The organism is Paenibacillus sp. FSL R5-0517, assembly GCF_037974355.1.
In the GTDB taxonomy this organism is placed as follows: domain Bacteria; phylum Bacillota; class Bacilli; order Paenibacillales; family Paenibacillaceae; genus Paenibacillus.
The window spans coordinates 3,731,179-3,743,120 of the sequence record NZ_CP150235.1 but is presented as its reverse complement, the minus strand read 5'-3'; the positions used below and the strand labels follow the sequence as shown (position 1 = coordinate 3,743,120).

At 39.3% G+C, this 11,942-nt stretch carries 10 protein-coding genes; 5 read left to right on the top strand and 5 right to left on the bottom strand.

The annotated features are described in order from the left end of the window. The first annotated feature begins 21 nt into the window (after positions 1-21). The 4 genes from MKX40_RS16455 (at position 22) to MKX40_RS16440 (ending at position 5,836) form a co-directional block, all read left to right on the top strand. Entirely contained in the window at positions 22-1,197 is a 1,176-nt protein-coding gene (locus MKX40_RS16455) for an MFS transporter (protein WP_339234054.1), read from the top strand. Positions 1,198-1,529: 332 nt separating this feature from the next. Then, complete coding sequence (locus MKX40_RS16450) at positions 1,530-2,375, top strand: PRD domain-containing protein (RefSeq protein ID WP_339234051.1); 846 nt, start codon at positions 1,530-1,532, stop codon at positions 2,373-2,375. A 167-nt stretch (positions 2,376-2,542) separates the two neighbouring features. Further along, complete coding sequence (locus MKX40_RS16445) at positions 2,543-4,411, top strand: beta-glucoside-specific PTS transporter subunit IIABC (protein WP_339234049.1); 1,869 nt, start codon at positions 2,543-2,545, stop codon at positions 4,409-4,411. Between the two features lie 21 nt (positions 4,412-4,432). Further along, positions 4,433-5,836: a family 1 glycosylhydrolase gene (locus MKX40_RS16440; RefSeq protein WP_339234046.1), complete on the top strand. Its 1,404-nt coding sequence runs from the start codon at positions 4,433-4,435 to the stop codon at positions 5,834-5,836. Positions 5,837-6,205: 369 nt separating this feature from the next. Here MKX40_RS16440 and MKX40_RS16435 read toward each other — a convergent pair whose 3' ends face one another. The 5 genes from MKX40_RS16435 to MKX40_RS16415 all read right to left on the bottom strand — a co-directional run bounded on the left by MKX40_RS16435 (position 6,206) and on the right by MKX40_RS16415 (position 11,049). Then, positions 6,206-7,042 (bottom strand): class I SAM-dependent methyltransferase, encoded by an 837-nt coding sequence (locus MKX40_RS16435; protein ID WP_339234044.1) that lies wholly within the window; start codon positions 7,040-7,042, stop codon positions 6,206-6,208. A 396-nt stretch (positions 7,043-7,438) separates the two neighbouring features. Beyond that, on the bottom strand, positions 7,439-7,585 hold the full coding sequence (locus MKX40_RS16430; RefSeq protein WP_278299214.1) for a paeninodin family lasso peptide: 147 nt from the start codon (positions 7,583-7,585) through the stop codon (positions 7,439-7,441). 295 nt (positions 7,586-7,880) lie between these two features. Continuing rightward, positions 7,881-8,729: a carbohydrate ABC transporter permease gene (locus MKX40_RS16425; protein WP_339234042.1), complete on the bottom strand. Its 849-nt coding sequence runs from the start codon at positions 8,727-8,729 to the stop codon at positions 7,881-7,883. Position 8,730: 1 nt separating this feature from the next. After that, positions 8,731-9,627, bottom strand: a complete 897-nt coding sequence (locus tag MKX40_RS16420; protein WP_339234040.1) for a sugar ABC transporter permease — start codon at positions 9,625-9,627, stop codon at positions 8,731-8,733. 84 nt (positions 9,628-9,711) lie between these two features. Continuing rightward, the gene (locus tag MKX40_RS16415) at positions 9,712-11,049 is read right to left on the bottom strand and encodes an extracellular solute-binding protein (protein WP_339234038.1); all 1,338 of its coding nucleotides are present in this window, start codon (positions 11,047-11,049) and stop codon (positions 9,712-9,714) included. A gap of 509 nt (positions 11,050-11,558) precedes the next feature. Here MKX40_RS16415 and MKX40_RS16410 point away from each other — a divergent pair. Then, positions 11,559-11,786: a hypothetical protein gene (locus tag MKX40_RS16410; protein ID WP_339234036.1), complete on the top strand. Its 228-nt coding sequence runs from the start codon at positions 11,559-11,561 to the stop codon at positions 11,784-11,786. The last annotated feature ends 156 nt before the right edge of the window (positions 11,787-11,942 follow it).

Here is an 11,942-nt window from a genome sequence, read left to right as displayed (position 1 = left end):
TTCATTGGAGGTATTTCGTGCATGGCAACTCGTTACAAGTTATTTTTTTTCGCACTCATTTTGGCTTCTTTCAATCTTAGGCCTGGCATTACTTCAATCAGTCCAGTCTTACACGGCATAACCGATGACTTAGGCATGAGTTCGACTTCAGCAAGTTTATTGACTTCGATCCCTTTACTCTGTATCGGGTTTTGCTCCTTATTTGCCGGACGTCTGGCAAACCGCTACCAAGCCGAGAAAATCATTACCATCTTTATTACTTGTATTGGTATCGCAACATTCCTACGCTTCTTTACGAATTCACCAGTATATCTATTATTCACTGCGTTATTTATTGGCGCTGGAATAGGTATTGTGAGCCCGTTAATGTCCGGTTTCATTAAAAGTTATTTTCCAGATAAGGTGCCTTTGATGATTAGTATGTATTCTACTTCTATGGTCGTAGGTGCATCCATTGCCATAGGTTTAACGACGCCTCTTCAACACTTGTTCAATGATTCATGGAAAATTGGTTTAGGTTTCTGGTTTGTATTTGCACTTATTGCTGTTCCACTTTGGTTTAAGATCATAAGGCATCCTCATACTACCAAAGAAAAAGCATTAATACGCAGTAACGTCTCCTTACCGCTGAAAAATAAGGAAGCCTGGCTTTTAACCTCTTTTGTAGGGATTGTTATTCTTTTGTTTTATTGTTTCGCGGCTTGGCTGCCAGCCATTGTGGAGAAAAAGGGATATGCATCGTCTTACGCTGGTTTTATAGGCACATTATCTATGCTCGCACAGCTACCAGCAACTCTATTGTTGCCTTTCCTCTTAAAAAGCATTCCGAGTAGAAGGTTTTGGATTACTTTTTTCACGATAAGTGAAATTGTTGGATTAGCTCTTTTAAGTTTTACTAATATTACACCAATTGTAGCCAGTATATGTTTGGGTATTGGTGCAGGTGGACTAGTTTCACTCACCTTGTTATTACCCATTGATAAGACAAGTTCCCCCATCGAGGCCAGCACATGGTCTGCAATGACACAGGCGATTGGATATATGATTGGTGCAGTAGGTCCTTTTATCATTGGACTATTGTATGACTACACAGGAAGCTTCTTACCAACCATGTATCTGTTGATTGCTATTGGATTCGTAGTGATTGTCTTAGGTTGGAAAATCACCAAACCCTCAGCTAAAACAAATGCAGGATAAACTCCATTGAAGTTCAACGTTTTGATTCGATGGACAACAAAACAAAAAAGCAGCTGATCATATTGATCAACTGCTTTTTTGGGGGTTAGCGAATCAGGATCTTCCTGAGCTTGAATGGTAATGGAATCTAAACGCATATTGCTGCGGAATATGCGTTTAAAGTAAGTGTTTACATTTGAACGTTTACGAGTTATCATCTATTCCATAAGTAAATACAAATCGATTGAAGATTGTTACTGGTCATGCAGGCGAGACTTCAGCAAAAATGGGGATAATATATCCTATGTTTTGTTGAAGTCTTTTTTTCATGTCTGGGTTCGGGAGGGAGTTTAGTGGTAATAAAACAAGTCATTAATAATAACATTGCCATAAGTGTGGATGCCCAAGGAGATGAAATCATACTGATTGGAAAAGGTTTAGCATTTAATAAAAAAAAGGGTGATGATCTAGATACAAGGCTTGTGGAAAAACGCTTCTATCTGGAAGACAAAGGATTGTATGCTAAGTTCAAAAAACTCCTCAAAGAGGTTTCCGTTGAAGATATAGATATATCCGATGACATCATTAGCCTTGCTAAAAAAAGGCTGAAAAAAGATCTGAATGAAAGCATCTACATCTCATTGCCAGATCATATTAACTTAGCCGTTACACGAACAAGAGATGGCTTGGATGTGAAGAACGGACTACTTTGGGAGATAAAAAAAATATACAAAGAGGAGTTTAGTATAGCCAAAGTAGCAGTCCAGATGATTAACGAAAAATTCAAAGTCGAGCTTGGCGAAGATGAAGCAGGTTTTATTGCTTTTCATTTTGTGAATGCTCAGTTGAATAACGGCATGAATACAGTTACTAAGATAACGCAGTTTATAAAAGAGATTTTAAATATTATCAACTATCAACTTCGAATTACAGTGGATGAGGAATCCTTATCCGGATTTCGCTTTATCACACATTTGAAATTCTTTGCGAATAGAATTTTCTCTCAAGAAACTTACGAAGACGGAGATGAGGATTTTTATATATATGAGCTAGTCAAAGAGAGATACTCGGAAGCTTTCAAAACTACGGAGAAAGTAAAAACTTTTATACGTAATCAGTATGCATATGAGGTTTCCGATACGGAGGTGACTTACTTAACCATTCATATTCAGCGTTTATTAACTAGAAAAACTGAATAACACTTTTCAAACTTGTTACTCTTCGGGAGGCTAGACTTGAATTCAATCTGGAGCATTGTCACAAAGACAATTGCTTTAGGTTTAATTCAAGTTTTTTTTATCTTCTACCCTCCTTCTAGTCTTACAAACATCCCAGACTATACTATTGCGATAAAGGAGATCCAACGATGAACAATAAAGAATTAGGCGACAAAATCGTACACTTAGTCGGTGGCGAGAAAAATGTTGAATCACTCATTCACTGTGCAACACGGTTAAGATTTAAGCTGAAAGATAGCAGTAAGGCCGATAAAGAATCCTTGTCCACCATTCCTGATGTTATTACTGTTGTAGAAAAAGGGGGACAACTTCAAGTTGTCGTTGGAAATAAAGTAGGTAAGGTATTTGATGAGATTATGAATTCCCACCATATCACTTCTGGTGCATCTGAAGACGGTGATCCTAATGACCAGAAAGATGGAGTTATGGCAAAAGTTTTTGATTACATCGCAGGTGTATTTACTCCACTCATCCCTGCTTTAGCCGGTGCCGGTATGATAAAGGCTTTGCTTGCCATTCTCAGTGTGCTTCACTGGATTGATGTCAAGGGTTCAACGTATGCCGTATTAAATGCTGCATCCAGTGGTCTGTTCTACTTTTTGCCTATCTTTGTAGGTATATCTGCTGCAAAAAAACTTGGCGCCAATTCTTTTGTTGGCGGTGTGATTGCAGCAGGCTTGCTGGACCCTAATTTCACCGCATTAAAAGAAAGCGGTTTGGATACAACCTTCATGGGTATTCCATTAATCCTTGCCAGCTATTCTTCAACGGTATTTCCAATTCTCATGGCGATGGCTGTTTACGCCCCACTGGAAAAATGGTTAAAACGAATAACTCCTGATACGATTCAGTTATTTTTCGTGTCTATGGTTGGTATCTTGATCATGGTTCCAGCTACAGCTCTCGTGTTTGGTCCATTTGGACAATATATCAGTTCAGGAATTGGAAACGGCGTTGCTTTCATGATGGACTTCTCTTCAATTTTGACAGGTATTATCATTGCCTCTGCTTGGCCGTTTCTCGTTATATTTGGTATCCACTGGGGCACTCTGCCTATCATATTGGATAACATGGCCAATGGCGGAGATATGATTAAACCGATTACTGCCGCATCTGTTTTTGCACAAATGGGGATCGCATTTGGTATCTTCCTGCGTTCAAGAAAAAACAAAGATTTACGCTCCTTTACGTTTGCAGGCACGGTATCGGGACTGTTAGCCGGCGTAACTGAGCCTATTCTGTATGGTTTGATTCTAAGACACAGAAAATTGATTCCCCTGCTGTTTATCTCAGGAGCGATTGGCGGAGCAATGATTGCTGTATTCGATGTGAGAATTTCGACCTTTGTATTTAACAGCATTTTTACAATTCCTAATTACACGCCTACACTTGGATATGCAATGGGAATAGGCTCTTCATTTTTTGCGGCAACGATTTTAGCATTTATTTTTGGTATTAAAGATATCGATAAAACTAGCTCTTCAAATGAAAAAAAACAGGATGAAGTTACTACGTTCAAGCAAGATAAAATTAAATCAAGTGCAGTTGAAGAAATCTTTTCGCCTTTGAAGGGTGAAGTCGTACCGCTGGATAAAATAGATGATCCTGTATTTTCAACAGGCGCGATGGGTAAAGGCATCGGAATTGAACCTACTGAAGGGATCGTATTCTCTCCGTTTGACGGAAAAGTGGTCGATTTATTCCGCACAAAACATGCCATTGGTTTAGCAAGCGATGAAGGTGTTGAGTTACTAATTCATATTGGAATTGACACGGTCAAATTAAAAGGCAAATATTTTGAATCTCATGTTGAGAGTGGTGCAGTGGTGAAAAAGGGAGACAAATTAGTTACTTTTGATGTTCAAGGAATCAAGGATGCAGGATTTCAAACCGTTACACCTGTTATTATTGCGAATACAAGTGACTATCTGGATGTGCTTCCTGCTGATCGCAAGCAAACTAATGCAGGAGATCAGATACTAACCGTTATAAAATAAGCTAACTCTGGAGGACTAACAATGAATCAAAGAAATAAATCATTTCCACAAGGATTCCTATGGGGAGGTGCGATTGCCGCCAACCAAACTGAAGGTGCTCATCTTGAAAATGGCAAGGGCTTATCTATTGTTGATTTAATGCCAAATGGGCTTCTCGCGGAGCTTAAAGAGGATAGTACCGACCTGAACCTTTATCATGAAGGGATTGGCTTCTATCATCACTACAAGGAAGATGTGGCTATGTTCGCGGAAATGGGGTTTAAAACATTTCGTACCTCTATTGCCTGGAGCCGTATCTTTCCAAAAGGAGACGAACCGAATCCAAATGAAAAGGGTTTGGAATTCTATGACAATCTATTCGGTGAATTATTGAAGTATGGAATCGAGCCGGTTGTGACCATTTCTCACTTTGAAACCCCTTGGCATTTAGTCAAAGAATATGGCGGCTGGAAAAACCGTAAACTGATCGATTTCTATATTCGTTATTGTGAAACGATATTTAATCGCTACAAGAATAAAGTGAAATATTGGATGGGTTTCAATGAAATCAATAACATCTACACAAGCCCCATAGCCGCGGGAGCAATCTTGATTGAAGAAAATGAGAATCGACTTCAGGCTATCTATCAAGCAAGTCACAATTGTTTTGTAGCAAGTGCATTAGCAACGAAATTATGTCATGACATCATCCCTGGTTCTCAAATGGGGGCTATGTTAGCACTTAGTGCGATTTATCCAAATACATGCCACCCTGATGATGTATTCGAAACCTACGAAGTACGAAGACGTGCCCTATTCTTTGGTGATGTTCTTCTTCGGGGAACGTATCCAAGTTATATTTATCGTATTTGGGATGAACATGATGTTCAAATCAAGATGGAAGACAGTGATCTGGATCTAATTAAACAATATCCAGCGGACTATTTAGGTTTTAGTTATTATCGATCAACTACACACAAAGCCGGAACTCGAATCTTGGGACACACGGGAGGAATAGCAGGAACGCCGAATCCATACTTGGAGGCTACACCCTGGGGTTGGCAGATTGACTCCAAAGGTCTTCGTTATGTATGTAATGAATTATATGACCGTTATCAGAAGCCACTCTTCATTGTGGAAAACGGTTTGGGAACAAATGACGAAATCGAGAACGGTGAAATCAATGACGATTATCGCATTGACTATGTAAGAGCTCATATCGAAGAATTGAAAGAAGCCGTTGTAGATGGTGTAGAACTCATGGGCTATACCTATTGGGGACCGATTGATATCGTTAGCGCCGGAACAGGAGAACTGAAGAAAAGATACGGATTCATTTACGTAGATCGGGATAATGAAGGAAAAGGAACATTGAATAGAACAAGAAAGAAAAGTTTTAACTGGTATAAGAAAGTAATTGAAAGCAATGGGGACGACTTGGCCTAAGAAAATTCATGCGTATCAATTTTGCGGAATGACTGATTCTCTCTATTTCTTAAGACAACACGAAAAACCTCCACTACAGTGGAGGTTTTAGTATAAATATTAAAGTATATAGGGCACCAGCCTAAGCGCAATCATAGCTTTTCAAGCATTATGTATCGTTTAAATAAGGAAGCAGTTAGCTCTGACGATACCCTGCATGCAGCGTATATGTGATTCCTCACATGAAATAACAGCCTGGTTCGGAACGGCAACTATTTCTTAGTGCTGCCTCCCTACGTCATTAACTTCCGTCTAAAAAACACCAGCAGGTACCTCTAGCAACGGATAAGCATTAAATAATGCTGCAGATTTCAAACACCATAAATAAATTTAGTTGTCATTGTATACAGCCTCCCTTTTTCGCAGTACCACTACGATATCTGTCTGAGGTACAAATAAATTATAATTCGTTACATGCACTTGTCTCGTTTCGGTTACGGATTCTATCTTTAATTCAGGAGGAAGACAGCGCTCTATGTGAGTAATTAATGTTTCTTTGGTAAATCTCCAAATTACACCATCAATCGAAGAGTTCGCCATATAACCACGGTCTGTTACAGAACCTGAAAGAGACTTGAGAACAACCGGGTCCGCAATAATGATAGATCCACCGTCACGTAACAGTCTGCAGCTCTCGATGAAGGCTTTTTTGTGATAGCGAATGTGATGAAAGCTTCGTGCAAACAAAATCATATCGCAGCTATGATCAGGTAAAGAAGTTGGCTTATCAATGAAAGCATGGATATAAGAATTAAACCTTCCCCACTTCTTTCCAAATTTTAGGGCATTTAAATTCGGATCCATGTTGAGAAAACGAACATCCTTCTGCTTGCGAAGATACTTGTTCAATAAACCTGTACCACAGCCCACCTGAAGAACATCGCCCTTTAAAGGGGGTAAAATTTTGTAGACATTACGAGGAATAGGGAAATTTTGAACGTACATGGCCAATTCGTAGAAAATCGGATAGCGCTCTTGCAATCGAACCAATTTACTGGTGTAGAAAGGTTTCCGCTTTTTGTGACGTTTAAAGTCCCATTTGTTCAAATAGTAGACAGGGGTTAACAGCAAGAACAGAATAATAAAGACACTTTGGACGCTATAAATTCCTAGTTTACTAAAACGATCATTAGAATTATGAGGCATCATTTGTTTAGAAGTATTCAAAAGCATCACTCCCCTCTCACAACGCTATGAATGGTGTAAAACCTGTTCTAACATAACAAACGAATCCAATTGAATGACTTACGAAGCGAAGGGAATCTGATCATGCACAATTCAATCGTATTTAGAGAAGAGTATTTTTTTGACTCCTTCTCCCCCGTCCATTTGAAGCTGACAAAAGAAGAGCCGTTTACGATGATGCATCACTATATTTTGTTGAAATCGCTTATGTATAGAAATCATTTTTTCGTGAAGGCCTCAATTGGACAATGTTTGTCGAGCGGCGTAATGATTTCGCAATCTATTCGAACTAATGTTACATCAACAGGAGGCGGATACACCTCATCTGAGCATCGAAAAAGCCGCCCACAGGCGACCTTTTGAGCAAGAATACGATTTTCAACTTGAGGACGCTGGATTATATAGGTCTGCATCATGTTCGGAGATCCAATCAATTTGCTTGTATCCACGGCCAGCCATCGTTTGCTGTCGCACATCCAGAACCTCTAATTTCGGTGCCTGCCAAGGCGTTTTTTTCGTTTCCAGCGGTCGTCTCCTCCTTTCTACAAAACCGGAACCAAGATGCGAGCACCCTTACATTACTTGCGTGATACAAATTTCAAAGATACGAAATGTATCTTTATGGGGATTATAAGACACAATACGTATCTAAGTAAACAAATATTTCATCCCTTTCCTTCTATAAATATCTGCACAATTCAATCCGATTGCTTACATCCTTACTAATAGATATATTACCCTTGCGAAGAAATGCCGCGCCTTCGTTCACTTTCGCTCGTTGTTGGATTTCCATCTTATCACCTGTTTCATCATAATATTACTACCCTTTAACAGCACCTGCAGTCATACCGTCTATGAAGTATTTCTGGAAAGCAATGAACAGTATAAAAATTGGAATGATGGAGAAGAAAGAGCCCACGATCAATAGATCATAGTTATTGCCATAGGGAGTTAATAACGTTTTCAAACCGATTGGAAGTGTATACTTACTCTGATCTCCTAACACCATGAATGGCCACAACAGATTATTCCAGCTATTCATCCCATTCAGAATGGCCATTGCCGCCAAGGATGGCTTCATAATCGGCATAATTAGCCTGAAATAAATTGCATACTCGTTTGCCCCATCAACTCGCCCAGATTGAATAATCTCTTTGGGTATGCTTCTTAGATATTGCCTGAAGAAAAATATTGTCGCGGCATTGGCTATACCTGGCAAAATGATTGCCGAATAGCTATTCACCATTCCCAAATCATTAATTAGGCTATACAAAGGAACCAGCAGTATTTCAAAAGGCACCATCATAATGAGCAAAACACATATAAAGAGGAAGTTCTTGCCTTTAAAATCATATGCTGCAAAACCATAAGCAACAAATGCGCTTACAAAAAGTGTTAAAACCACTTGAACAATTGTTAGAATCATACTATTCCAAAACCACACAAAATAATCATGTTCTCCAGTAAACAGAAAGATGAAATTATCAAAACTCATGATTTCAAAATCCAAACTTAGGTTAAGACCATATCTAACTAATGATTCACCTGGTTTAAAGGAAGATAGGGCCACTGCGTAGAATGGGATCATAATTATAACGAATAGTATAATGAATAAACCAATAATTACTATTCTAGAGATGAAATCACTCCTCGTCTGACTTCTGCCCACTTTAATCCTCCTCCTTTTTGAACATTCCACTAAATTTCAACTGTGTTAAATTGATAACCATCGCAATGACTAACAGAATGATACCAACTGCAGCTGCGTAACCCAGCTTATTCTGCTCAATCCCTTGTCTATACAGATATCCAACAATGGTTAAGCCAATATTTTGGGGTGATTTGTTACCGTTGAACATCATCAGACTCTCGGTAAACATGGCTAAACCAGCATAAACACTAATTGTGGTAACATATACCGTGGTCGGCTTCATTAATGGCATTGTGATCATTCTAAACTTCTGCCAAGCAGATGCACCGTCAATTGAAGCAGCCTCATAATATTCATTGTCAATGCTCTTCAAACCCGATAGATAGTAAAGCATATTAACGCCTGTCCATCTCCAACATGCGAGGATTAACAGTGCTGCCATACTCCAATTTCCGTCTTTCAAAAATTTAATAGGTTCTACACCAAATAGACCCAGGAAACTGTTCATTAATGAACCTTCCATTTCACCGAATGTCAGGCGGAAAATGGTACCCGCAACTGCGACAGATGTCAATGCAGGGAGAAAGAACGAAGATTTAAAAAACTCTCTTCCCATCATTAACTTACTGTTGATCATAACGGCGAATAACATGGGAAAGGGAATTAACAGCACTAAGGTTCCTAACATGTACACAACGCTATTTTTAATCGATATCAAAAACACTTTATCTGTAAGCAATTTCGAATAATTTGCTTCACCAATCCATTTAGGATCCTGCCCCAACATCCGATCTTGAAAACTCATTATGAATGAATTTACAAGCGGGAAAAACCAGAACATCAAAAATATGAGTATAAATGGCAATACAAAAACATAAGGTGCAACTTTTTGAGAGTATACAAATTTCTTTATCATATTCTCAATCTCCCTTGACTATGGTTAAACCTGCCGACCACTATACCTGCCAACAGGTTTAACCAAATCATTTACGTATTATATTTATTTCAATTCTTGTTCAATGGCTGCTTGTGCTTCATCCAACGCTTCTTTCACGTCTTGGCCATCTTCAAAGATCGCGTTCAAAGTAACCGTATTGAATATATTGCCGATGGTTGGTGAAGCTTTAACGGACTTTATCGCTTGAATTTCGTCCTTGATTTCATTCAAAGTATCAAATGCATTTGTTTTAAAGTATTGGACGTATTCATTTTCAGGATTTTTCGTTACGGCATCATCTTTCCATACTTCCATGTTGATTGGGTCAAATCCAAGTGTATTCCAAATTTCAGTCGTAGCTTCTTTCGAAAGCTTAGCAAAGGCTACAAATTCTTTTGCCAACTGAACGTCTTTACCATTTTTAGTAACAACTGTGCCAGTACCGCCTAAGCCAACGGAACGAGGGTTACCTTCTTCGAATACAGGCAATGGAGCTATTGCATACTTCCCTTTAAGGTCTTTCATTTCGTTTACAAAGCGGGACATGTACCACTCAGGCATTAATGCACTTGCGTAGTTGCCTTTGTTATATTCGCCTTTTGCTTCTTCTGTGTCGGGTTGTCCGCCAGGGATCGTATGAATAACATTGTTCTTCTGCAGATCGACTAACATTTCAAACGCTTTAATCATTTCAGGCGAATTCACTTTTGGATTACCATTTTCATCTGTAAAATCAGCATTTTGCTGAGCTAGTAGCAGCGATGCTTGGAACGAAGCTGACGTATCAGCAGTACCTAAGTACTTGCCAGTCTTTTCGTAAACCTGGATACCTGCTTGTTTGTAATCTTCCCACGTTATGATTTTCTTGTAGTCAACACCTGCTTGTTCGAGAATTTCAGTGTTGTAGAAAGCAAGCGTAGCACCTACGTGATAATCAAAGCCATAAACCTGATCGGCTTTGGAGTAAATCTCGACACGTGAAGGAACAACAGCGTCTTTGTATGGTGCATATACATCATTCAAAGATTCCAGGGGAACGTTGTCACCTTCCAAGAATTTCGGGAATTTACCTAGCTCAATATCCGCGATATCAGGAGCACCTTTTCCGCTTGTAACTGCCAGTAAAAGCTTGTTATGCATATCATCGTAAGGCATAACCGTCACATTTAACTTAATCTGTTTGTCTGGGTTCTGTTGGTTCCATAACCCCAGCATTTTATCCAAATGCTTGCCGTGCAAATCTACGAATGTCCAAAATGATAATTCTGTTGCATTCTCACCGGCATTAGCGCCTAATTGACGTGTTTCCGTTTTTGAACCAGAAGGATTACCACATGCAGTAAAAACAAGTGACATAATAAGGAGTGTAACGATGGAGATTAAAGCACTGCGTTTTTTCATTTGTTCGTCATCCTCTCTTTTTGTTATGCATTTGAAAAGTCGGCTGACTAGTTAGTTCTGTTGATTTAAGCGGTTACAATCCATCTTGGCACCACCATCCTTAACATAATTCTAACCTTTCAAAGAAAAGACCCCTTCGCAACAATTTCTTAGACTCCGTACTGTAAGCGCTTCATATGCCGTATTAATATATATATGAAATAAGCGTTATATAACCATTTGATTATAAAATCATAAAGTTTATGGGGAGATGCTACTCTTTGAAAAAGCTGGCGCTCTACAAACAAATTCGAGAAAACTCGCTGACGAAGGATTAATTATACGCGTACAAGGCAAAGGCTCATCCGTCTCTTCAAATCTTGTTGTTTCTAGCATATACAGCTCAAGGTATCTCGATTGACAAGAGCTTGTGGTGTCACATCCCTCTCAGCATTCTACGCAGCGAGCATGCATTGGAATATGTAAGCGAATTCTTGCTGAACCACAGTGGAATTTCGGCAGCCTTCTCCTTGACTGAAGAATCAGCACGCCTTACATCGACCGCTATCCTTCGTCTGAACGATCACTCCAATATCGATTTGCTATCTTTCGATAATCCACATCTTTCTGGCGTAGCTTATGTGCAGCAGGATGAACAGGAAATGGCACGAACAGCAGTCAAGCTGTTACGTGAACAGATGGAAGATACTTATTCTCCTAAGTACGCCATTATTCCCGTGCAACTCATCTTTCCTTGACACGACAATCGTTGCAAGTTCTTGTCCTTGGCTCGGGACACGAACTTGCAACGATAAAATAAAAAAAGCCGCTTCGATAGCGACTTCAATGGGAATATGTTCTTGTCCCTCGGTATATCCACTTCTAATACAGCATGATCAGCATTATTTAAGAAT

Excerpts from the sequence above, each read along its gene's own strand:
- MKX40_RS16420 (WP_339234040.1), bottom strand. The coding sequence starts at position 9,627 with ATGATAAAGAAATTTGTATACTCTCAAAAAGTTGCACCTTATGTTTTT.
- MKX40_RS16455 (WP_339234054.1), top strand. The coding sequence starts at position 22 with ATGGCAACTCGTTACAAGTTATTTTTTTTCGCACTCATTTTGGCTTCT.
- MKX40_RS16440 (WP_339234046.1), top strand. The coding sequence starts at position 4,433 with ATGAATCAAAGAAATAAATCATTTCCACAAGGATTCCTATGGGGAGGT.
- MKX40_RS16445 (WP_339234049.1), top strand. The coding sequence starts at position 2,543 with ATGAACAATAAAGAATTAGGCGACAAAATCGTACACTTAGTCGGTGGC.
- MKX40_RS16415 (WP_339234038.1), bottom strand. The coding sequence starts at position 11,049 with ATGAAAAAACGCAGTGCTTTAATCTCCATCGTTACACTCCTTATTATG.